Source organism: Ruegeria sp. D3 (assembly GCF_056534465.1).
This window is the reverse complement of sequence record NZ_JBQFPK010000002.1, coordinates 231,782-252,841: the sequence shown is the minus strand read 5'-3', so window position 1 is coordinate 252,841 and position 21,060 is coordinate 231,782. Positions and strand designations below refer to the sequence as shown.

Below are 21,060 nucleotides of genomic sequence, written 5' to 3'. Positions count from 1 at the left end.
GGCCATCAAGCCTCGTACCCGGCAGCCTCGGTCATCACAAACGCATCGGCGCATTGCTTGGCCAACGCCCGCACCCGCCCGATATAGGCCTGTCGCTCGGTAACGGAAATCACCCCACGCGCGTCCAACAGGTTGAAGATATGGCTTGCCTTGATGCACTGATCATAAGCCGGATGCGCCATCACGATGCGCTTGCCCGTCTTTGGATCATCATGCTCTTGCGCCAGAATAGTGGCGCATTCTGCCTCGGCCTCTTCAAAGTGGCGCAGCAGGACCTCGGTATTGGCAACGTCAAAATTCCAGCGGGCGTATTCTTCCTCGGTCTGTTTGAAGATATCGCCATATTTCAACGGGCTGGGCGACTGCGGATCGTTGAAGGGCATGTCCATTACATGGTCGATGCCCAACACATACATTGCCAGACGCTCCAACCCGTAGGTCAGCTCACCCGAGACAGGCGCGCAATCGTGGCCCCCGACCTGTTGGAAATAGGTGAACTGGCTGACTTCCATACCGTCGCACCAAACCTCCCAGCCCAGACCCCAGGCCCCAAGGGTGGGACTTTCCCAGTCATCCTCGACAAAACGGATGTCGTGCAGCTCCATGTCGATACCGATCGCCTCAAGCGAACCCAGATACAGCTCTTGCAGGTCCGGTGGGCTAGGTTTGATCAACACCTGATACTGATAGTAGTGCTGCAATCGATTGGGGTTCTCGCCATATCGCCCGTCGGTCGGGCGGCGCGAAGGTTGAACATAGGCCGCCGCCCAAGCTTTGGAACCCAAGGCGCGCAACGTGGTCGCCGGATGGAAGGTGCCGGCACCGACCTCCATATCGTAAGGCTGCAGGATCGCGCAGCCTTTCGAGGCCCAATAGGTCTGAAGCCGCAGAATAATCTCTTGAAAAGAACGAGGTGTACTGGACTGATCGGTCATGACATTCCCTTTGGACGCTTGGGCGCCGGTTCCGGTGGGTTTTTCCTTTCCTATGCAAGGGGCCGGGGGGCGTCAACGGCACAAGTGGTCTCGCCTGTCACTGAGCGGCCACACTGTAAATTCCCCGTATTCGGGGCATGGCAATCCACACCCCTGATCGCGTAGTCTGCGCCGCAGAAAAACACTGCGGACATAGGCAGACAATGACACGCATATTTACGGCAATTCTGTTTCTAATTCTCTTCGGCCTTCGCGCCTCATACGCGCAACAAGACACTGGGGTCTGGGTTCAGGTTGAAGCCCGCCCGACTTTGGCCGCAGCACAAGAGCGCGCGAGGGCGTACGCAGAAGTATTACCTGATGTGAACGGCTTTCGCTTGAACTCTGGATGGTATGCCATTGTTATTGGTCCTTATTTACGCGGCGATGCCGAACAGGTTCTGAATGTTTACCGGTCCGAAGGGCAAATCCCCGCGGACAGCTACATCACGTTCTCCAACGTTCTGGGGCAGCAGTTCTGGCCTTCCGATGCGGCCCTGTCAGAACCGGAAACTGTAGCGCCACCAGTCGAACAACAGCCCGATCAGCCCGTTGCCGGGCTGACACCGCAAGCCTCGGACGAAACACGGTCACAGGCGCTGCAATCAGAGCGCCGACTGACGGCTCAGGAACGCAGGAATCTGCAGACCGCTTTGCAAGCCGCCGGTTTCTACAACGCAACAATCGACGGCGCATTCGGGCAAGGCACCCGGCGATCGATGGCCGATTGGCAGCGTTTCAATGGTTTCGAGGCGACGGGCGTTCTAACCACGGCACAGCGCACAGCCCTGATGGACGCCTATAACGCACCTTTGATCAACGTCGGGATGGCACGCCATTCGGATATGAAGGCGGGGATCGATCTGGATCTGCCATTGGGCGTGGTCTCGTTTGACCGCTACGAGGCGCCATTCGTGCATTTCACGAACAGTACCGATCTGGGCGCAAAGGCGCTGCTGATCAGCCAGACCGGCGATAAGAACACGCTGCGCGCTTTGTACGAAGTCATGCAGTCGCTAGAGATCGTCCCTTTGGAAGGGCCGCGTCAACTAAGCGGCAACAGCTTTACCCTTGAAGGACGTGGAAACGATGTCGTTTCCTATACCGAGGCGCGCCTGGACAATGGGCAGATCAAGGGCTTCACGCTGGTTTGGCCTGATGGAGATGACGCCCGGCGGATGCGGGTACTGGCCGCGATGAAAGCCAGCTTTGCAACGAACAACGCCGTTCTCGACGCCGCGGCTGGCGCAGATGCTGAACAGCGGATCGATCTTGTGTCTGGCCTTCAGATACGCAAGCCTCGCCTGTCACGGTCCGGGTTCTTTGCCGACACCAACGGCACCGTACTTACTGTGGCCGAGGCGGCAGACAGCTGCGCCCGTGTAACTCTGGACGGAGATCAGGAACTTCAGGTCGCCTGGCGGGATTCCGACCTAGGTATCGCAGTTCTGCAACCGCGCAGCGCATTGGCCCCGCTGAGCGTAGCTGAATTCAGCGCAATCGCCCCCCGAATTCAGGCTGAAGTAGCAGTGTCTGGCTTTTCGTACCAAGGTGCATTGGGCGCGCCCACGCTGACTTTCGGCCAGATCGCCGATGTGCGCGGGCTGAACGGGGAAGAAGGCGTGAAGCGCCTAGCCCTCGCGGCTCAGCCCGGTGACGCCGGAGGGCCTGTATTCGACGGGAACGGTCAAGTGGTTGGTATGTTGTTGCCGACCCCATCCGACGGTCGCACCCTGCCCGCTTCGGTCAGTCTGGCGGCGACGGTATCCAGCCTGAACCAGATTTTGGACAAAGCGGGCGTATCCGGCGTATCCGGTCAACCGTCCTCTCAGATCACACCTAACGAACTGAACCGTCGGGCAATCGGAATGACGGTGCTGGTCCACTGTTGGGACTGATCCCGCCTCAATCAATTCAACGCCGCCTTTAGGGGCGGCGTTTTTAGTTACAAAATATCTGGCGTGATCCGGATCAGCGTAGGGCCTTGCGCATCAAAAGCAGCGCGGACGGCAGCCTGCATGTCTTCAAGACTGACTGGCTCTGCGGACCGGGCACCGAAGGCTTCGGCCAGCTTGCAAAAGTCGGGGTTCCTCGCCACAACCGCGTTCGGCGCGATCTGACTGCGAACCATGCTGTCTTCGATCTCTCTCAGCTTGCCATTGTCCCAAAGGATAATGGGAAGAGACAGGCCAAGTTCGACTGCAACGCCCAGCTCCATCATCGTGTAATGAAACCCGTAATCTCCTGCGAGTACCGCCGTAGGTTCGCCGCGCCGTGCCACTGCGCCTCCGATCCCGGCGGGAAGGGCATAGCCCAGCGTCCCAAACCCGGTGGGATGGTGCCAGTGGTAAGGGAAGGTCATATCCCAGACCTCTTTGCCCACATAGGCAAGCTGGGTCATGTCCGAATAGATCATTGTCTCGGCCGGCATCGCCTCGCGCAGCGCGTCCAGCACGGGGACAATGCCGGGGCGTTCGGCGTCCACTTCGATCCGCCATTTCGCTCGGGCTTGGGCGACCTCGTCTTCGGTCCAGCCGGTTGCTGGTTTCACATGGTCGATTGCGGCCCAAAGTGCGTGAGCAAAACTTTCCCCGTCCACTTGCAACTTAACCGCCGCCCGGTGGCGGTCGGACAAGACAGCAGGGTCAAGGTCGACGCGCACTAGATTGCCAGAATGCCCCAGATCGTCGCGCCACAGATCGACCTCGCCCAGCTCGGACCCAACCACGACAACCAGATCGGCGGAGGCAATGACCTCGGCACTGCTGGGTCGGGGCAGATAGGCACCAAAATCAAGCGCATAGTTCAACCCGGCCATGCCACGCCCCGCATAGGTGGTGAAACAGGCTGCCCCCAGTTGGGTCAGGATCTGCCGCCACAGGTTGGACCGCGTCCCGCCCCCAAGGATGAACAAGGGCCTGCGGGCGATATTCAGCAGCGACATAACCGACGCGACGTCCGGCGGCGCGGCTTTGGTGCGCAGCCCCGGTTGGTTGGGAAACGGGGCCGGATCTGCTTCGGCCTCAAGCTTTTTGATCGGCACCTGAATATGCTTGGGACGCGGGCGCGACAGTTCGAATTCCTCAAAGGCGCGCTCGACCAGCCCGTAAGCGGCTTGGGCCGAATTTGCCTGCACCGACCAATCCGCAACCGTATCGGCGGCCCCACGCTGGTCCTTCATCTGATGCAACTGGCCCTTTGACGCCTCGGTCTCGTCCAGACATGAGGACAGAACCAGCATCGGCACCGAATCCGAATATCCCTGCCCCATCGGTGTCATGATGTTGCATAGGCCCGGCCCGGTAATCACATAAGCCACCCCCGGTTTGCCTGTTGCACGGGCATATCCGTCGGCCATGAACCCAGCCCCTTGCTCGTGCCGGGCCAGAACATGGGTGATACCTGCTTCTTCGATCCCACGATACATTTCCTGGTTGTGCACACCGGGAATGCCAAAAATCACATCCACACCGCGATCCCGAAGCATATGCGAGATTTGCGCGCCGAGGGGTCTTTTCATCAGTTTCTCCAGAATTGAACGGTGAACAGGGCGTAAACGGCAAGGAGCTCAAGCCGCCCAACCAACATCCCGATGGACAGCAGCCACTTGGCCGTATCGCTCAGCCCCGCGAAATTGCCCGCCGGGCCGATCTGATCGCCAAGCCCCGGCCCTACATTGGCCAACGCCGTCGCCGCGCCCGAGACCGAGGTGATAAAGTCCAGCCCCGTCAGCGCCAAAGCCCAAGCCAGAACGCCCATCGACAGCACAAAGAACATGAAAAAGCTCATCACCGAGGTCAGAACATCCGTGCTGATGGGGCGCCCATCATATAAAGGCATAAAGACCCCGTGCGGAGACCGGATCCGACGAATCTGAGTTTTGATGGATGCAAATAGCAACTGATAGCGGAAGACTTTGATCGAACAGGCAGTCGAACCCGCACACCCCCCGATCAGACCGATCAGAAAGAACACCATCACCGGAAAGCTGCCCCATGTCATGTAGTTGACGCTGGCGTATCCGGTTCCCGAGATAATGGAGGTAATGTTGAACAAGGACTCGCGAAATGCCTGTTCCCAATGATGCGGAAAGACCAAAAGCAGAAAGACCGTCATCACGGCGACCAGCACCAGAATAGTCGCCAGAAACGTGCGGATCTGGCTGTCTTTCCACAATGAGCTTGTATTGCCGTTCGCCAGCTGGACGTAACGAACAAACGGCAGTGCTGCCAAAATCATGAATACCGATGCTGCATATTCGGTAGGCCCGGAAAACGTTGCAAACGACGCATCATAGTTCGAGAACCCGCCAGTTGCGATCGTTGTCATCGAATGCACAACGGCGTCAAAAAAGCTCATTCCAAAACCGGCGTAGACCAAAACGCAGACAAAGGTCAGAAACACATAAATCAGTGATATCTGCCCAGCGATTTCCTGCGCGCGAGGCAGGATTTTCCCCATGGTCTCAAACCCTTCCGAGCGGAAAATCTGCATCCCGCCCACCCGGAGCTCGGGCAAAAACACCATAGCCACAACGATAATCCCGATGCCACCCAGCCATTGCAGGACGCCGCGCCACAAAAGCAATCCCTGCGGCAGAGCATCCAACCCCGTGATCACAGTCGAACCGGTGGTCGTCAGCCCCGACATCGCCTCAAAATAAGCATCGACGAAACGAAGCTCGGTCGCCCCAAACAAAAATGGGATGGCACCAAAGAACGGCAGCGCGACCCAAACCCCTGTTGTCAGCAAAAAGGTCTGACGGATCGTCAGACCTTCGCCCACACCGTTCGAGCAGCTCATCGCCAGAATAACGCCGGTCAGGACCGTAATGATCCCACTTTCAAGGAAAACATGCCATTCGTCGCGCCCTTCAATCAGGTCCGCGATCAAAGGCAGCACCATGGTCGCCCCAAGAATGGCGACCAATAGGCCAATCACATATCCAACCGGGCGTATATCCGTCATGAGGCGCAGCGTTGGCGCGCCTGCACGACTGTGTCAAGCGGATGCCCCGATTTACTTATCGGATTTATTGGCAGCAGCCGGCATCGCAGGCGGCTTCGAAGGGGCACGAGGCCGGCGCGCAGCAGGCGCAGGTTTCTCAGCAGCGGGTTTTGCGGCCACGGATTTCGACGCAGCAGCTTTGGGGGCTACTTTGATCGGAGTCGGCTTGGCTGACGCCGCTTTGGTCGGGGCCGTTTTGGGTGCCGGGGCTTTAACCGGAGTCGATTTGGCCGGCGCTGCTTTGGCTGTTGTTTTGGGCGCGACCGGCTTGGATGCCGCAGCCGCAGGCTTGGTGGCCGCCGGTTTCGGTGCCGCTTTCGCTGTCGCAGGTTTTGGCGCAACAGATTTCGTCGCAGGTCTGGCGGCGGAAGGAGCCTTAGTTGCAGCTGTTTTCGCAACCGCAGGCTTGGCCGGTGTCTGAGCGGGTTTCACCGCCTTGGCCGGGGCTGGTTTTGAGACAACACGTTTCGGTGATTCGGTCGCTGTCTTCGCTGCGGGTTTGACCTTTGCAGCCGGTTTCGGCTTAGCAACCGGAGCTGCAGTTGCCTTGGAAGCTGGTGCTGTGGTCTTGGTCGCAGGTTTTGGCGCAACAGGTGCGGGCACCGATGAAGACGCATGCAATGCTTGAACGGGAACGAAAGGCAGCTCCATCGCCGAGCACGCCAGAATGTGCATGATTTTCATCTGGTTGCTGACCGCATAGCCCGCCATCCGAATGGCGGCAGCCTGAAATTCCAGCGGCTGGGTAATCGGATTCATACGTAGTTACTCCTCTGAAAACGACGCAGCCTGCATGACGGTAAGAAGCCAGAGACGCCGCGATGTTTCGGGCACCCTTCGGTGTCGCTCTGATTCAGGCGTTGCACGTATCGGCTTCCTTCAGAAGTGACCTTTGCCGCAATCAAACGGCGCAGTCACGGCTGCATTCGGCCTCAGTCTACTTGAAAGACCGTGCGCTTGCAGCATTTTTTGCTGCGCTGCGGCAAAAACATGCCGTAAGTTTGAAGTTGAGACTTTTTGACCTCACCCTACGTGGAAAAGGGTCGCAAACAATTTCGGGTCAATGCTGGCGGATACGAAGGTCGGGCCTTCAGTCAGGACCGAAACCGCATCGTGGCTGTGCAGGCTTTCCTGATGGCTGGCGACCACTCGGAAATCACCGACGTGATGATCGGCCAGCAATTCGGCGCAGAACAAACGAGCGGCGTCCTCGACAAAAATCGGGTTGGCGGCGTTCAGCTCGGCAAAAGCCTGTTCATCCTCGCGCTTGACCATGACCTGCGTTTCCGTGGGCACTGCGCGACGGCACAGAGCGATCAGGTCTTCGAACCAAAGACAATCGGCGTCGCAGTCCACCACGACCGAAATCCGCGCGACCGAGCGCTGTGAATGAGGCGTCGCCAACTGCCCCCGCGTCGAGCGCGCATGCTCGCTGAGTTCCAGCGAACAAGGGCAGGTCGAGGAATAGACATAGTCCAGATGCATGATCTTCTGGCGAACGCCGTTCTGTTCGACCAGTTCCAGCGCGATGTCGTAGTATTGATAACCTTCCAAACCCGAGCGCAGGCTTTGCACCTTATCAGGGAAGGAAAACCGCATCTGGATGCGCGCATCAAAGCTGTCCAGATCGGTCATGTAATCATCCAGCGCGGCTTCCATCACCTCAAAGCTGAAGGTGCGCTCGGCGTGTTTGTAGAAGGACCGCATGATGCGGGACATGTTGATACCCTTCTTTTCCGCCTCAAGGCTGACTGACCCGGTGACCGAGGTCTCAAGGGTCAAATCCTCACCTTCTTTGCGATGAAAGCGGATCGGCAGGCGGAAATTGGAAATGCCCACATGCTGAATTTGCTGCTTTGCCCCCCGGATCAGGCTGGAGGGGCCGTTTTGCAGGTCGGGCAGCGTGGCGCGATATGCAGCATCCACCTCGAACCCTTCGGGATACTCACGTGACAGCGACGGATAGTTCACCGGTACCAGCCCCGGAACCAGACGTGCGATCGCCGGATCAAGCTGGCTGATTTCGGCCTCTGTCGCGCTTTCGGCCCACTTTCGCAGCACTTTCAGCGCGGCTTCGGCCTGATCATGGTTGGGGGCGTCGTCAATGTCACGGGGATGCACGTTCATCGATCAGAGTTCCTCGGGGTTGGTCGCCGGAGTATATACGGGCTCGGCGCGTTTTCCAGTTTATCCGTATACGCCGGAAAACACAGCCCGGATCGAATTTTGGTGCGGAATGAGCGATTTACTACCCCGCACACATTTCTTTGACCCGGGAATACCTGATTTGACGCTCCGCTATTGTTGAGAAACGTCCAATGCGTGCCCGATATCGGCAAGCAGGTCATCTGCATCCTCAAGCCCGACCGAAAAACGGATCAGACCCGGTGTGATGCCCAACTCTTCCTTTTGCGTATCGCTCAGACGCTGATGCGTGGTCGTCGCCGGGTGCGTAGAGATTGATTTGGCATCACCCAGATTGTTCGAGATCACCGGGATCGTCAGCGCGTTCAGGAACTTGAAGGCCGCGTCCTTGCCGCCCTTGATATCCAGCGACAGAACCGTGCCGCCCTTGCCCCCCAGTTGCGTCTGTACCAGCGCATTCTGCGCGTGGGTTTTCAAACCAGGGTACAAAGTGCGTTCCAACGCTGGATGCCCCTCAAGCGCCTCAGCGATGATCTGCGCGGATCCAGCCTGAGCGTTGACGCGCAGCGCCATCGTCTCAAGCCCTTTCAGCATCACCCAGGCGTTAAACGGGCTAAGCGCCCCGCCGGTGTGTTTCAAATAAGGTTCAACGGTGCCGCGGATGAAGTCTTTGGTGCCGATGATGACGCCGCCCAGCGCCCGGCCCTGCCCGTCGATATGTTTGGTCGCGGAATAGACCACCACATCCGCACCCTGCTGAATCGCGCGCGAGAACACGGGCGTCGAGAATACATTGTCCACAATCACCAGCGCGCCAACGGCATGTGCCAGCTTGGCGACGGCCTCGATGTCGATCACCTCTAGGGTCGGGTTCGACATAGATTCGAAAAACACCGCCTTGGTATCGGGACGGATCGCAGCCTGCCACGCGTCCAGATCGGTGCCGTCTACAAAACTCACTTCGACCCCAAAACGGGTCAGGATGTTTTCCAGAATATAAAGGCATGAGCCGAACAGCGCCTTGGCCGACACCACATGATCGCCAGCCTTCAGCATCGAGGTCAGCGCAGCATTCACAGCAGCCATGCCCGATGCGGTGGCAAAGGCGTCCTCGCCCCCTTCCAGAGCGGCAATACGCTGTTCAAACATGGACACGGTCGGGTTGCCATAGCGGGCATAGATGAACTCATCCGGGCCGGTCTCGATAAAACGGGCCTCGGCCTGCTCGGCGGTATCATAGACAAAGCCCTGCGTCAGAAAGATCGCCTCGGACACCTCGTTATACTGACTGCGGCGGATGCCACCATGGACGGCTTGTGTGCGTTTGTTCCAGTTCTCGCTCATGTCATTCCTTTCGGCCCGGTTTGGGCGCGCAAATAAAAAACCCCAGACGCGGTCAAGCGAAAGGGGCCCTTCATCCTGACCTTTTAGCGGTGTTGTTTAGCGTGGCCCGCAATCCGGTATCAAATCGCCACGTGGTCTTGATGCCATTACGCCGCAGTTGCAAAGGCGTCAACCCTGACTGGTGCAACGTCACGGTTCTGTAACCTGTCTTTCACCCAATCGTCATAGCGTCATGACAGACGAGCACCACTACATCTTGTGCGAGGCTGAGCAGATGCCAATAGTCAGGATCAATGTCGAAGACGACCAGATTTTCCTCCATCGCAGCCCCCGTCCCGTCTATAGCGTGCTGCGGCGTACAAGGGATGTATCGGGCCCTGTCGTCGTCATGACCCACGGGTATAAATACAGGCCCGACGACGCCAAAGCCTGCCCACATCGACATATTTTGGCCCTGAATCCGGATGGTACGTACTTTGGTTGTCCAAGCTGGCCACAGCAGCTTGGGTTCGGCGCGGGGTTCGCTGATGAAGGGCTGGGGATCGCATTTGGCTGGAACGCCCAGGGGCCAGTATGGGCGGCGCGTCGTCGCGCCGTCGAGGCCGGCCGCGCATTGGCCGGGCTGATCCGCGATTTGCGTCGGTTGAACCCGGGAAGACCGATACATTTCATCGGCCATTCAATGGGTGTCGAACTGGCGCTTGAGGCTTTGCACCACTCTGGATCCGGGGCGTTGAACCGCATTATCTCGTTGACGGGGGCAGCCTACCAAAGTCGAGCGCTTTGTGCGTTGGACACACCGGCCGGTCGATCTGCGGAATTCGTTAATGTGACCAGCCGGGAAAACGATCTGTTTGACATGGCTTATGAATGGCTGATCCAGCCACCCCGACGTGGAGACCGTAGCATAGGAACAGGGCTACAAGCCCCAAACGCTGTCACGCTACAACTGGATTGTCCGCAAACTTTGGCCCATCTGTCCCGCGTCGTACAGCCAGTCGGCATGCCCCAGCGTCTCATCTGTCATTGGTCAAGCTATACTCGACCGGGCGTTTTGCGGTTGTATAACGCGTTGCTGCGCCACGACGACCGTTTGTGTCTGGGTTGCCTGCAGACTGGCCTGCCCGACCTGCCAGCGCCACGCTGGTCACGGTTGTTTGCGCTCCCCCGGCCACACGCCCTCTTGCCCTTTGCGCAGAAAGCCTCATGATCCCCTCAAGCTGAGGAGACATTATGATCGATCTGTATTTCTGGCCGACGCCGAATGGCTGGAAGGCGTCCATAGCGCTGGAAGAAATGGACCTGCCCTACACCACCCACCTGATCAATATCGGCAAAGGTGACCAGTTCGACCCAGAATTCCTGAAAATCGCGCCCAACAACCGGATGCCCGCCATCGTTGACCCCGACGGCCCGGATGGAAGGCCGATCTCGGTTTTCGAAAGCGGTGCCATCCTGATGTATCTGGCACGCAAGACAGGGCGGTTCTACGGCAAGACCGAGCGTGACCGGATCGCTGTTGAGGAATGGTTGATGTGGCAAATGGGCGGGGTCGGACCCATGGCCGGTCAGGCGCACCACTTTTTGAAATACGCCCCGCAACTGGACCCGCCACAAGACCTGCCCTATGCCAAGGATCGCTATCGCACCGAGGTTGGCCGGCTTTACGGCGTGCTCGACCGGCGGCTGGCCGAGAACGAATATGTCGCGGGCGATTTCTACTCCATTGCAGACATGTCGATCTGGGGCTGGGCCAGTCTGTGGGAAGGCCAGCAACAGGTGCTGGAGGACAAGCCACATTTCACCCGCTGGCTGGAAACCGTCAGTGCCCGCCCCGGTGTTCAGGCCGGTCGGGCGCTACATGCCGAATTGCGCGGGGACCATCGAGACAAGCAGTCGCAGAGCAATTTGTTCAAGCGGTAAATTAGGTCACAAGCCTTGCTAACCTGCGGATGATGCGTGGCTTGTACTGACAGCGGGCGAATTATCCGCCACCGGCGGGACGGCCCGCTGATACAGATGCCACGTCGTGTGCCCCAGAATCGGCAGTGTAAAAATCAGGCCCAAAAACGCCGGAACCAGCGACAGCAGCATCGTGACCGAGATGATCGCAGCCCAGCTCAGCATCACCACGGGGTTCTCGGTGACAACCCGGATTGATGTGAGCATGGCAGAGACGAAATTGGTCTCGCGATCCAGCAGCATGGGCATGGCAACGACAGTTGTCGAGAACAGGACCGCTGACAGAAATGCCCCTATGGCCGTGCCGACAGCAAGAAACGTCCATCCCTGCGGAGTGAAAAATACGGTGTTCAGAAACCCGTCCAAGTCCGAAAAAGAGGCGTCCTGTAGGATAATCGCCAGCCATAGCCGAATCTGGTAAACCCACACCCAGAATATGAAAAGGGTAACAAAGGCCATCCAGCCCATCTCACGCTTTCGCTGATTGGCCATGACGGTTAGGATTTCAGACCATCCGAAGTCCTCTCTGTTTTGCAACCGGCGTGACATTTCGTACAGCCCAGCGGCCGCAAATGGTGCAATCAACGGAAAGCCGACAATGGCCGGAATGATCATCCAGATCTTAGCCAGCCAGACCATGACCCAAACCAGAAGAATTCCGAACACCGCATAGAACAGACCGAAAAAGCCGCTCATGACCGGGCGCGCCAGAAAGTCAGAGAAGCCCGCTTTTAACGAGGCGGTTATATCGTCGACAGTGATTGTATTGACGTCGGCCCTGTCCTGCTGCTGGGGCGTCAGGTCCTCTGGCGGTGTGGAATCTGCGGTTTTGGATGGCATGACACGTTCCTCCCAAAGCGTGGCGTGGTGGTCTGTCGGCGCGCCCAACATCTAATGATGAAATTGTGCATCAGCGCTGGCGTTTGGACAAGGCAGGAGTGTATGGCAGCGCCTAGGCTCCCTCCCCCCGTACCAACACGTCCAACATCCCCGAGATATCCTCGATCTCTTCCGCGATCACATGGGTCACGGAATGCGCCCGTTGCATCCGCCCTGTAACCCGCAACAACCGCCCCGAGATCACCGCGCGACGGAACGCCTCGTACATCGCGCGCCAGACCACCACGTTCACGATGCCGGTCTCGTCCTCAAGCGTCAGAAAGATCACGCCCTTGGCGGTTCCCGGTCTCTGCCGCAAGATCACCAGCCCGGCCACGGTCACACGGGCGTTATCGGGGGGATCGTCCAGCCGATTGGCTGGCAGGCAAGCGGGTGGGCGCGGCCAGTCTCGGTTTGGAACTGCACGGCGAACAGGGGCAACAAGCATGAGAACAAAAATAGAACATATAACAGGAATGTCCAGTCGCGGCATCCCGAGTCGCAAATGAGGGTGGAAAGACCTAAATGGCTTGACTAAGGAAGGTTTCGAACATCGTAAAAGGAAGACGCACGCAATGGCAAAGATCACCTATGTCGAGCATGGCGGTACCGAGCACACCGTCGAGGTCGCCAACGGACTGACCGTCATGGAAGGGGCCCGTGACAACAACATCCCCGGCATCGAGGCCGATTGCGGCGGCGCCTGCGCCTGCTCGACTTGCCATGTCTATATCCACCCTGATTGGGTCGAGAAAGTGCCCGTCAAAGACGACATGGAAGAGGACATGCTGGACTTTGCGTTTGAGCCCGACCCTGCCCGCTCGCGCCTGACCTGCCAGATCAAAGTGACGGATGAACTGGACGGTCTCGTCGTACAAATGCCGGAAAAACAGATCTGATGCGGTCCAAAGCGCCGCGTTTCCCCGCCCGCCTGTGGCAATGTCAGGTACGCGGCGCAATTCTAACGCTGGGCTTTTGGCTGGCGGGGGTAGACTTCGTCACCGCTGCCGAGACAATTACAGCTGCGCGTTATACTGAACCCACAACACGATATACGCATGGAGTTCTGGGCGACGATATCGAATATGGCGCACTGGAAATAACCGTCGAAAGCATAGACCCTAAAAAGCTTCAGAAAACGCCAAGAAACCCGGCGGTCCTAACCATCCGGCTCCCGCAGGACCGGGTCTTCGAAGACCTCGCCCCTCGTCTGGCCGATATCGATCTTGACGGATCAAACGAGGTCATCGTCGTTGAAACCAGCGTACACGAGGGCGCTCAACTCGCAATCTACAACGCGCGTGGGGACAAGATCGCCGCCACCCCCCACATCGGCGCGCGAAACCGCTGGCTCGCCCCGGCTGGAATTTGGGATCTGGACAATGACGGCCACATCGAAATCGCCTATATCGACCGCCCGCATCTGGCCAAAACCCTCCGCATCTGGCGCTACAAAGATCGCGAACTGAGCGAGATCGCAACCCTGCCCGGCCTGACCAACCATCAGATCGGCGACGCATTTATCGCCGGAGGCCTGCGCTACTGCACGACAGGCCCCAAACTGATCCTGGCCAGCGCCGACTGGTCCCGCATCATCAGCGTCTCCTACAATGGCGGCTGGCAAACCACCGACCTTGGCCCACTCAAAGACCGCAGGGACCTGACCTCAGCCCCAAACTGCTGATCCGCCCTTCATCTGGCCAAAAATACCTTGGGGGTGAGGCCGAAAGGCCGAGGGGGCAAAGCCCCCTTCCGCAAAAAATCAAGACGGGCGCAGCCCGGCAATCAGATCACAAAGCCCGCCAGCCGATATCGCGACGGAAGAACCCTCCGGGCCAGTCAATCCCGTCAACCATCGCATAAGCCCGGTCGCGCGCGTCCTGCAGTGTCTCGCCCCGAGCAGTGACGTTCAGAACCCGACCACCCGACGCAAGTACTTGCCCGTCTGCCGCCTTGGTCCCGGCATGAAAAACCATGTTCTTGCTGTCCTCGGGCAACACGTCCAGACCGCCAATCACACTGCCCTTCTCGTAAGAACCGGGATAGCCATTGGCCGCCATCACAACGGTCAGCGCGTGATCGTCGGCCCAGTTCACCTGCGCCTCGCCTAAACGGCCCTCGGCTGCGGCATGCATCAGATCCATCGCCTGAGCGCCCAGGCGCATCATCAGCACCTGACATTCAGGATCGCCGAAGCGCACATTGTATTCCACCAGTCGCGGCTGCCCGTCCTTGATCATCAAACCCGCATAGAGAACCCCCTGAAACGGCATCCCGCGCTTTTTCATCTCGGCCACGGTCGGCTTGATGATCTCTTCCATCGCGCGAGCCTCGACGTCGGCGCTCAGGATCGGGGCCGGAGAATACGCCCCCATCCCGCCCGTGTTTAGCCCGGTATCGCCCTCACCCACGCGCTTATGATCCTGCGCGGTACCAACGGACAGGATATCCTCACCATCACACAACACAAACAGCGAGGCCTCCTCGCCCTCCATGAATTCCTCGATCACCACCTCGGCCCCGGCCCCGCCAAAAGCACCCCCGAACATGTCGTCGACGGCCTCAAGCGCGGTGGCTTCGTCCATCGCCACAATCACGCCCTTGCCGGCGGCCAGACCATCGGCCTTGACCACAATAGGCGCGCCCTGTTCGCGGATATAGGCCTTGGCAGGCTCGGCTTCAGTAAAACGCCCATAGGCGGCGGTCGGCGCACCCGAGGCGTCGCAGATTTCCTTGGTAAAGCTCTTGGATGCCTCCAACTGCGCCGCATCAGCTGAGGGGCCAAAGACCAGCACACCCGCTTCGCGCAGGCGGTCTGCTACACCAGCGGCCAGCGGGGCCTCGGGGCCGACAATCACGAAATCAATCGCGTTTTCCTCGGCAAAGCTGACAACCGCGCCGCCATTTTCAATATCCAGCGCCGCGCACTCGGCGATCTGCGCGATCCCGGAATTACCTGGTGCCACAATCAGACGGTCACATTTGGGGTTCTGCATCACCGCCCAGGCCAGGCTGTGTTCGCGCCCACCGCTTCCGAGAATGAGGATATTCATGACTGCTCTCCGATCTGCTTGGCCTCGCCTTCCGCGCGTTCTAAGCTGGGTGGGCATTTGACACAAGGCGCTGAAATGTCCGACCTGCTTGACGACCCCATTCCCGGCCAAAACACCCCGGAATATACAGTTTCTGACATCTCGGGTGAGGTGAAACGCACGCTGGAAGGCACGTTCGGCCGAATCCGTGTGCGCGGCGAGGTCGGGCGCGTGTTCAAGGCGCGCTCGGGCCATCTGTACTATGATATCAAGGATGACCGGAACGTGCTGGCTTGCACCACGTGGAAGGGTCAGATCTCGGGCCTGTCCGTGGTGCCCGAAGAAGGGCTTGAGGTCGTCGTAACCGGGCGTCTCACCGCGTTTGGCGCGCAATCGAAATACAACCTGAATGTCGATGAGGTCGCCGTCGCAGGCCAAGGCGCACTGATGGCGTTGCTGGAAAAGCGCAAGAAACAGCTAGAGGCCGAAGGGCTGTTCGCGCCTGAACGCAAGAAACCCCTGCCCTATCTACCGCAGATCATCGGCGTAGTGACATCACCATCTGGCGCGGTGATCCGCGATATCCTACACCGCCTGCGCGATCGGTTCCCGCGCAAGGTGCTGATCTGGCCTGTCGCCGTGCAAGGATCGAACTGCGCGCCCGAGGTCGCCAACGCGATCAACGGTTTCAACCAACTCTCGCCCGGAGGTGCGCTGCCCCGCCCTGACCTGATCATCGTCGCCCGCGGCGGCGGGTCGATCGAAGACCTGTGGGGTTTCAACGAAGAAGCGGTCGCACGCGCGGCGGCGGCCTCGGAGATCCCGCTGATCTCGGCTGTGGGGCATGAAACTGATACAACGCTGATCGACTTCGTCTCGGACCGTCGCGCCCCCACACCCACTGCAGCCGCCGAACTGGCCGTGCCCGTTCGAATGGAGCTACTGGCCTGGACCGGCGAGCAAGGCGCGCGCCTGTCCCGCGCCGCGACCGATGCCGTGCAACGCCGCAGCCAACGCCTGCGCGACTTGTCCCGCGCCCTGCCGCGCCCGGACAGCCTGTTGAACTCTCCACGCCAACGACTTGATTTGATTGCAGATCGCTTAACCCCAGCGCTGGAGCGCGGCGTGCAAAACCGCCAGTTGCAAGTGGTGCGGCTCTCTGCCCATCTGCGGCCCTCAACTCTGCGCAATCTTGTAAGCAGCCGACAAGAGGCGGTGCGGAACCTGTCCTCGCGCCTGTCACTGCGCCCCATCCAGCGCGAGATCGAGGTGCAGCGCCAAACTCTCTCGAGGTTAAGCGAACGGATGAGCGCGGCCCACACCCTGCGTTTGGACCGGATGCGGCAACAGCTAGAGGCCACGGACCGCCTGCGCGAAACGCTCAGCTACAAGGCGACGTTGCAACGTGGTTACGCCGTGGTACGAGCCGACGATCAAGTGATAACCACGAAGAAACAGGCTGCAAAACACGACGCGTTAGAGATTGAATTTGCCGATGGCATGCTCAACACAGGGCAGTCTAAGGCGCCGCGACCTGCACCAAAAAAATCGCCTAAAAAAAACGCACCGGATCAAGGCTCATTGTTCTAAGTGACACTTAAACTCCGACCTCTGGCCCGAGGCATATCATCTCTTCGTCGATGTCCTCGGCCTCATACAATTCGGTCTGGTCGGGATTTCCTTCAAATTGAGCAATCAACCCAGCGCCAGACCGGGTAAAGCGCCAGCATTGTGGATCAAGCCTGTCTTCATAGAGGAAACAGATCTGATCCTCCTGCTCATACCAGACGCCCTCTTTGCAATCGCCATCCAAAAAGGACCAAATCACCCGACGGTTCGGCAGGTACCGTTCGACACCATAAACCTCGCCCTGAAACCCGTAAAACAGGGTTTTACCGCGCGTATAGTCATCGAACTCGGACCCGGACAGGGCCGTCTGGGCACCCACCGCCTGCGCGGAAAGGGCTAAAAGAATCACGATGTGTCTCAGCATGCAGTCATTCTGTCAGAAGCCGGAAGACAAGGCCAATTACCATTGCGTCAGACCACCCTGCCCTGACGTAACCCGTTGAATTGACCGCATGATCATGGCGTTCTGGTTTGATCACCAACCCGGAGACCAACGCGTGACCACTGTTCTGCTGATTTTCGCATCCGCCTGTGCGCTGGCTTACATGCCAATGGCCCCAAAACCTGTCAGCACGGCGAGAACATTTTTTAAGACCGCTTCAGTTGGCACACTGGCCGTCATTGCGGTTTTCAGCGGTGCGCCATTGCTCTTGTCGACGGCACTTGCCCTTTGCGCAATCGGGGATGCGTTACTGTCACGCGAAACGGAGCAGACCTTCATGGCCGGTATCGGAGCGTTTGCCGCCGGGCATCTGGCCTATATTGCGTTGTTTCTCACGCATCCGTCCAGCGACCCGGGCTTGATTTGGGAACGACCGGCAATGTTCTGGTCGTTGATCGTTTTGGGTATTATTGCCGCCACGTTGCTGACCACGCGCGCAGCTGACCTGAAAGGCCCGGTGCTTGCCTATATTCCGATCATTTTGGGGATGGGGATCGCGGTTTTGACCCTACCGGATACAGACGCGCTGTGGTTGGCCCTGCCCGCTGCCCTTGCCTTCATCGCCTCAGACCTGATCCTGGCCACCGAGAAATTCCTTTTGCCCCCTAACCACCCATCCCGGAAACTTACACCCTATCCGATTTGGATCTTGTACTGGGGGGCGCAGGTGGGGTTACTGCTGGCGTTTGCCTGACCCTTTGCAACCGCTGCGAATCCGCATTAGGTGAGGGGAACACCTGCGGAGACCAAAAATGGCGTTTTTCTCAAAGCTAAAGAACAAGCTTTTCAAATCCTCGTCCCGCCTTGAACAGGGGCTGGACGCAATCGTCGAGGATGGCGGCGAGGAAACAACAACCCCGGACCCGATCATACCAGAGCCCGAACCGCAGCCTGAACCTGTTCCGGAAGTACCTCAACCAACGCCGGAACCAGTACCCGCACCACAACCAACACCCGCCCCTGTACCCCCGCCACAGCCGGTCGAAACGCCCGACCCGTCGCCTGCCGATCCACAACCCGCGCCACCCCCTCCCGAAGCTACGTCTTCCAAAGGCGTGCTGGGGCGTCTGTTTGGCCGAAGTGAGCCAAAGACCGTTGTCCGCCGTGCGCTGGATGACGACATGCTGGAACAGCTCGAGGAACTGCTGATCGCCTCGGATATGGGCGTCGACACTGCCCTGCGCGTAACCTCGAACATGGCCGAGGGGCGGTACGGTCGCAAACTCTCGACGCAAGAAATCAAACAGCTTCTTGCGCAGGAAGTCGCCCGCGTCATGGAGCCGGTGGCGAAACCCCTTCCTATTTACCCAAAACGCCCGCAGGTGGTGCTGGTCGTGGGCGTTAACGGATCCGGCAAGACCACAACCATTGGCAAGCTTGCAAGCCAGTTCAAAACCGCCGGGAAAAAGGTCGTCATTGCCGCCGGAGACACCTTCCGCGCTGCCGCAGTTGAACAGCTGCAGGTCTGGGGGGATCGCGCCGGAGTGCCGGTCCTGACTGCTCCGGAAGGCTCGGACCCTGCTTCTCTTGCCTTTGACGCACTCACCAAAGCACAAGAGGAAGGCGCGGATCTTCTGATGATCGACACGGCGGGTCGTTTGCAAAACCGCACAGACCTGATGGAAGAACTCGCCAAAATCGTCCGTGTCATCCGCAAGGTCGACGAAACCGCTCCGCATAACACCCTTCTGGTACTGGACGCGACCACCGGGCAAAACGCACTCAGCCAAGTTGAAACCTTCCGCAAGCTGGCGGATGTGTCGGGGCTTGTGATGACGAAACTCGACGGAACGGCCAAGGGCGGGGTTTTAGTCGCGCTGGCCGACAAGTTCGGTCTTCCGATCCACGCAATCGGAGTTGGTGAACAAATCGACGACCTCGCGCCTTTCGATCCCGAAGAGTTTGCCGCAGCTCTGACTGGGCTGGAAAACTGATCCGCCCCTTCATCTGGCTAAAAATATCCTTCGGGGGTCCGGGGGTGGAAAACCCCCGGCCTCACCACCCGTGAAAGAGCACTTGTATTGAGCGACTGGCTGATATCACTGGAAGGCACCGAAGCAGGTCACCAGTTGGCACTGGCGCTGGCGCTTATGGCTGCCTTTCTGCACGCAGCCTTCGGAGCGTTACAAAAGGGACGCCACGACCCCTGGATGTCGCGCGGGGCTATCGACGCCTGCTATTGCCTGATGGCTGCCCCCTTTGCGCTTTTTGTCGTGCCCTGGCCTGAACCCTACATGTGGCCCATCTTTGCCGTCGTGTGGGTGATCCATATCTTGTACAAAACGCTTCAGGCGTTGGCCTATACCAAGGGATCGTACACGGTCGTTTATCCTGTGGTACGTGGCACCGGCCCGCTGTTCACCGTCATCGGCGCTTATCTTTTGTTCGGTGAAACCTTTACCGGAACCCAATGGTTCGGAGTCGCCGTCCTTCTTGCCGGTATCTTCGGTCTGGCCGCCTACAACTTCAAATTTCTCGAAACAAATCGTGAGACGTTGGGCATTGCCCTTGCATTGGCCATCGCGACGGGGCTGTTCGTGGCGCTGTATACAACCTATGACGCCTATGGCATCCGCGCCACGGCGGATCCTTTCACGTTTCTGGCGTGGTTCTTCATGATCGACGGGGCTGCGATGCCATTCTACGCATTTCTCAGATGGCGGGCCATGATCCATCGTCCGGCTCTTGGACCTTTGATGCTGCGCGGACTCGCCGGAGGTATCATCGCGCCGCTGTCTTTTGGCTCGATCATGCTGGCCACCCGACTGGACAAGGTCGGCGAAGCCGCTGTGCTGCGTGAAACCTCAACGGTATTTGCTGCACTGATCGGTTGGTTGATCCTCAAAGAAACCGTCGGCCCCAGACGGATTGCGTTGATGGCATTGATTGCACTTGGCGCCGTAATAGTTGAAATGGGCGGGTAAGCAGCAGGAATCCGTGATGACAGGCAAAAAAGAGATCAACCCTTTCCTGAAACAGGCGCTGGAGCTTGGGCCTCCGTTGGCCTTTTTTTTCATCTACCTGCGTCTGCGCGACGACAGCTTTGAATTCGCGGGAACCGAATACTCGGGGTTCATCGTGGCCACCATTATCTTTGTCCCACTTATGTTAGGGGCAATGGCTGTTCTGTGGGTACTGACCGGGAAACTCAGCCGAATGCAAATATTCACCGCGTTCATGGTGATCTTCTTCGGTGGTTTGACAGCATGGTTCAACGACGAGCGGTTTTTCAAGATGAAAACCACGCTGGTGTACGGGTTCTTCTCCGCGATCCTTGGCATAGGCCTGCTGCAGGGCAAATCCTACTTGGCCTATGTGCTGGATGATATGCTGCCGATGCGGCACGAAGGGTGGATGATACTGACCCGCCGTCTGTGCGGGTGCTTCGCAGTTCTTGCTGTGGCGAATGAACTGGTGTGGCGGACCCTGTCGACTGATCTATGGGTGAAAATCGAAACCTTCGCGTTTCCAATCGCGCTGATGGCGTTTTTAATGCTGCAATTCAGCATGTTGCAGGCTTACATGGAAGAACCCGACCAAAATGAAAATCAGGACGGCTGAAGGTTCAGAAGGTCACGGACGTCGCTCTGATACAAAATAAATGCACAAAAACCTTGGCTAAAAGCGTTTGCTGTGAAAAGTTGTG

At 58.5% G+C, this 21,060-nt stretch carries 20 protein-coding genes and 1 riboswitch; of the genes, 11 read left to right on the top strand and 9 right to left on the bottom strand.

The window, feature by feature from the left end; translation table 11 throughout:
• Window positions 1-5: 5 nt before the first annotated feature.
• Window positions 6-935 (bottom strand): glycine--tRNA ligase subunit alpha, encoded by a 930-nt coding sequence (locus tag ACR0DX_RS03665; protein WP_170352797.1) that lies wholly within the window; start codon window positions 933-935, stop codon window positions 6-8.
• Between the two features lie 203 nt (window positions 936-1,138).
• Here ACR0DX_RS03665 and ACR0DX_RS03660 point away from each other — a divergent pair, with 203 nt between their 5' ends.
• The gene (locus tag ACR0DX_RS03660) at window positions 1,139-2,872 is read left to right on the top strand and encodes a serine protease (protein WP_170724193.1); all 1,734 of its coding nucleotides are present in this window, start codon (window positions 1,139-1,141) and stop codon (window positions 2,870-2,872) included.
• Between the two features lie 47 nt (window positions 2,873-2,919).
• On the opposite strand, the gene ACR0DX_RS03655 is transcribed toward ACR0DX_RS03660, so the two are convergent.
• Together ACR0DX_RS03655 and ACR0DX_RS03650 are read right to left on the bottom strand one after the other, a co-directional pair.
• Window positions 2,920-4,494 (bottom strand): thiamine pyrophosphate-binding protein, encoded by a 1,575-nt coding sequence (locus tag ACR0DX_RS03655; protein ID WP_170352795.1) that lies wholly within the window; start codon window positions 4,492-4,494, stop codon window positions 2,920-2,922.
• Entirely contained in the window at window positions 4,494-5,942 is a 1,449-nt protein-coding gene (locus tag ACR0DX_RS03650) for a TrkH family potassium uptake protein (RefSeq protein WP_170352794.1), read from the bottom strand. The genes ACR0DX_RS03655 and ACR0DX_RS03650 overlap by 1 nt, the downstream gene beginning before the upstream one ends.
• On the opposite strand from ACR0DX_RS03650, the gene ACR0DX_RS03645 reads away from it, so the two are divergent.
• The gene (locus ACR0DX_RS03645; RefSeq protein ID WP_170352793.1) at window positions 5,941-6,402 is read left to right on the top strand and encodes a hypothetical protein; all 462 of its coding nucleotides are present in this window, start codon (window positions 5,941-5,943) and stop codon (window positions 6,400-6,402) included. The genes ACR0DX_RS03650 and ACR0DX_RS03645 overlap by 2 nt on opposite strands.
• 602 nt (window positions 6,403-7,004) lie before the next feature.
• Here the strand turns inward: ACR0DX_RS03645 and folE2 are convergent.
• Entirely contained in the window at window positions 7,005-8,108 is a 1,104-nt protein-coding gene (gene folE2, locus ACR0DX_RS03640) for a GTP cyclohydrolase FolE2 (RefSeq protein WP_170352792.1), read from the bottom strand.
• Between the two features lie 171 nt (window positions 8,109-8,279).
• Window positions 8,280-9,470 carry an O-succinylhomoserine sulfhydrylase gene (gene metZ, locus ACR0DX_RS03635; protein ID WP_170352791.1) on the bottom strand — a complete coding sequence of 397 codons (1,191 nt, stop codon included), beginning with the start codon at window positions 9,468-9,470 and terminating at the stop codon, window positions 8,280-8,282.
• A gap of 63 nt (window positions 9,471-9,533) precedes the next feature.
• Window positions 9,534-9,611: riboswitch (SAM riboswitch) on the bottom strand.
• 91 nt (window positions 9,612-9,702) lie between these two features.
• Between metZ and ACR0DX_RS03630 the strand changes: the two genes are divergently transcribed.
• The gene (locus ACR0DX_RS03630) at window positions 9,703-10,680 is read left to right on the top strand and encodes an alpha/beta hydrolase (protein WP_480845197.1); all 978 of its coding nucleotides are present in this window, start codon (window positions 9,703-9,705) and stop codon (window positions 10,678-10,680) included.
• Between the two features lie 23 nt (window positions 10,681-10,703).
• Window positions 10,704-11,393 carry a glutathione S-transferase N-terminal domain-containing protein gene (locus tag ACR0DX_RS03625; protein WP_170352790.1) on the top strand — a complete coding sequence of 230 codons (690 nt, stop codon included), beginning with the start codon at window positions 10,704-10,706 and terminating at the stop codon, window positions 11,391-11,393.
• An 18-nt stretch (window positions 11,394-11,411) separates the two neighbouring features.
• Here ACR0DX_RS03625 and ACR0DX_RS03620 read toward each other — a convergent pair whose 3' ends face one another.
• On the bottom strand, window positions 11,412-12,272 hold the full coding sequence (locus ACR0DX_RS03620; RefSeq protein WP_170352789.1) for a DUF2189 domain-containing protein: 861 nt from the start codon (window positions 12,270-12,272) through the stop codon (window positions 11,412-11,414).
• A 112-nt stretch (window positions 12,273-12,384) separates the two neighbouring features.
• The gene (locus ACR0DX_RS03615; protein ID WP_234899408.1) at window positions 12,385-12,759 is read right to left on the bottom strand and encodes an OB-fold nucleic acid binding domain-containing protein; all 375 of its coding nucleotides are present in this window, start codon (window positions 12,757-12,759) and stop codon (window positions 12,385-12,387) included.
• A gap of 127 nt (window positions 12,760-12,886) precedes the next feature.
• On the opposite strand from ACR0DX_RS03615, the gene ACR0DX_RS03610 reads away from it, so the two are divergent.
• Both ACR0DX_RS03610 and ACR0DX_RS03605 read left to right on the top strand, forming a co-directional pair.
• On the top strand, window positions 12,887-13,210 hold the full coding sequence (locus ACR0DX_RS03610; protein WP_170352787.1) for a 2Fe-2S iron-sulfur cluster-binding protein: 324 nt from the start codon (window positions 12,887-12,889) through the stop codon (window positions 13,208-13,210).
• Window positions 13,210-13,995 (top strand): FG-GAP repeat domain-containing protein, encoded by a 786-nt coding sequence (locus ACR0DX_RS03605; protein ID WP_480845192.1) that lies wholly within the window; start codon window positions 13,210-13,212, stop codon window positions 13,993-13,995. The genes ACR0DX_RS03610 and ACR0DX_RS03605 overlap by 1 nt, the downstream gene beginning before the upstream one ends.
• 106 nt (window positions 13,996-14,101) lie before the next feature.
• Here ACR0DX_RS03605 and purD read toward each other — a convergent pair whose 3' ends face one another.
• Window positions 14,102-15,364 carry a phosphoribosylamine--glycine ligase gene (purD, locus tag ACR0DX_RS03600; RefSeq protein ID WP_170724195.1) on the bottom strand — a complete coding sequence of 421 codons (1,263 nt, stop codon included), beginning with the start codon at window positions 15,362-15,364 and terminating at the stop codon, window positions 14,102-14,104.
• A gap of 75 nt (window positions 15,365-15,439) precedes the next feature.
• Between purD and xseA the strand changes: the two genes are divergently transcribed.
• Window positions 15,440-16,933, top strand: coding sequence for an exodeoxyribonuclease VII large subunit (gene xseA, locus ACR0DX_RS03595; RefSeq protein ID WP_480845190.1), 1,494 nt, complete (start codon window positions 15,440-15,442; stop codon window positions 16,931-16,933).
• Window positions 16,934-16,940: 7 nt separating this feature from the next.
• Here the strand turns inward: xseA and ACR0DX_RS03590 are convergent, their stop codons facing one another.
• Window positions 16,941-17,336: a hypothetical protein gene (locus ACR0DX_RS03590; protein ID WP_170352784.1), complete on the bottom strand. Its 396-nt coding sequence runs from the start codon at window positions 17,334-17,336 to the stop codon at window positions 16,941-16,943.
• A gap of 94 nt (window positions 17,337-17,430) precedes the next feature.
• Here ACR0DX_RS03590 and ACR0DX_RS03585 point away from each other — a divergent pair, with 94 nt between their 5' ends.
• The 4 genes from ACR0DX_RS03585 to ACR0DX_RS03570 all read left to right on the top strand — a co-directional run bounded on the left by ACR0DX_RS03585 (window position 17,431) and on the right by ACR0DX_RS03570 (window position 20,975).
• Window positions 17,431-18,108, top strand: a complete 678-nt coding sequence (locus ACR0DX_RS03585; protein WP_170352783.1) for a lysoplasmalogenase — start codon at window positions 17,431-17,433, stop codon at window positions 18,106-18,108.
• A 58-nt stretch (window positions 18,109-18,166) separates the two neighbouring features.
• Window positions 18,167-19,348: a signal recognition particle-docking protein FtsY gene (ftsY, locus tag ACR0DX_RS03580; RefSeq protein ID WP_480845187.1), complete on the top strand. Its 1,182-nt coding sequence runs from the start codon at window positions 18,167-18,169 to the stop codon at window positions 19,346-19,348.
• An 87-nt stretch (window positions 19,349-19,435) separates the two neighbouring features.
• Entirely contained in the window at window positions 19,436-20,338 is a 903-nt protein-coding gene (locus ACR0DX_RS03575; RefSeq protein ID WP_170352781.1) for an EamA family transporter, read from the top strand.
• A 16-nt stretch (window positions 20,339-20,354) separates the two neighbouring features.
• Window positions 20,355-20,975: an inner membrane-spanning protein YciB gene (locus ACR0DX_RS03570; protein ID WP_170352780.1), complete on the top strand. Its 621-nt coding sequence runs from the start codon at window positions 20,355-20,357 to the stop codon at window positions 20,973-20,975.
• The last annotated feature ends 85 nt before the right edge of the window (window positions 20,976-21,060 follow it).

What these genes read in the sequence shown, in the direction of transcription:
- ACR0DX_RS03650 (WP_170352794.1), bottom strand. Translation starts at nt 5,942, where the DNA reads ATGACGGATATACGCCCGGTTGGATATGTGATTGGCCTATTGGTCGCC.
- ftsY (WP_480845187.1), top strand. Translation starts at nt 18,167, where the DNA reads ATGGCGTTTTTCTCAAAGCTAAAGAACAAGCTTTTCAAATCCTCGTCC.
- ACR0DX_RS03625 (WP_170352790.1), top strand. Translation starts at nt 10,704, where the DNA reads ATGATCGATCTGTATTTCTGGCCGACGCCGAATGGCTGGAAGGCGTCC.
- xseA (WP_480845190.1), top strand. Translation starts at nt 15,440, where the DNA reads ATGTCCGACCTGCTTGACGACCCCATTCCCGGCCAAAACACCCCGGAA.
- ACR0DX_RS03665 (WP_170352797.1), bottom strand. Translation starts at nt 935, where the DNA reads ATGACCGATCAGTCCAGTACACCTCGTTCTTTTCAAGAGATTATTCTG.
- ACR0DX_RS03590 (WP_170352784.1), bottom strand. Translation starts at nt 17,336, where the DNA reads ATGCTGAGACACATCGTGATTCTTTTAGCCCTTTCCGCGCAGGCGGTG.
- metZ (WP_170352791.1), bottom strand. Translation starts at nt 9,470, where the DNA reads ATGAGCGAGAACTGGAACAAACGCACACAAGCCGTCCATGGTGGCATC.
- purD (WP_170724195.1), bottom strand. Translation starts at nt 15,364, where the DNA reads ATGAATATCCTCATTCTCGGAAGCGGTGGGCGCGAACACAGCCTGGCC.
- ACR0DX_RS03610 (WP_170352787.1), top strand. Translation starts at nt 12,887, where the DNA reads ATGGCAAAGATCACCTATGTCGAGCATGGCGGTACCGAGCACACCGTC.
- ACR0DX_RS03620 (WP_170352789.1), bottom strand. Translation starts at nt 12,272, where the DNA reads ATGCCATCCAAAACCGCAGATTCCACACCGCCAGAGGACCTGACGCCC.
- ACR0DX_RS03605 (WP_480845192.1), top strand. Translation starts at nt 13,210, where the DNA reads ATGCGGTCCAAAGCGCCGCGTTTCCCCGCCCGCCTGTGGCAATGTCAG.
- ACR0DX_RS03570 (WP_170352780.1), top strand. Translation starts at nt 20,355, where the DNA reads ATGACAGGCAAAAAAGAGATCAACCCTTTCCTGAAACAGGCGCTGGAG.
- ACR0DX_RS03655 (WP_170352795.1), bottom strand. Translation starts at nt 4,494, where the DNA reads ATGAAAAGACCCCTCGGCGCGCAAATCTCGCATATGCTTCGGGATCGC.
- folE2 (WP_170352792.1), bottom strand. Translation starts at nt 8,108, where the DNA reads ATGAACGTGCATCCCCGTGACATTGACGACGCCCCCAACCATGATCAG.
- ACR0DX_RS03615 (WP_234899408.1), bottom strand. Translation starts at nt 12,759, where the DNA reads ATGCTTGTTGCCCCTGTTCGCCGTGCAGTTCCAAACCGAGACTGGCCG.
- ACR0DX_RS03645 (WP_170352793.1), top strand. Translation starts at nt 5,941, where the DNA reads ATGAGGCGCAGCGTTGGCGCGCCTGCACGACTGTGTCAAGCGGATGCC.
- ACR0DX_RS03660 (WP_170724193.1), top strand. Translation starts at nt 1,139, where the DNA reads ATGACACGCATATTTACGGCAATTCTGTTTCTAATTCTCTTCGGCCTT.
- ACR0DX_RS03585 (WP_170352783.1), top strand. Translation starts at nt 17,431, where the DNA reads ATGGCGTTCTGGTTTGATCACCAACCCGGAGACCAACGCGTGACCACT.
- ACR0DX_RS03630 (WP_480845197.1), top strand. Translation starts at nt 9,703, where the DNA reads ATGACAGACGAGCACCACTACATCTTGTGCGAGGCTGAGCAGATGCCA.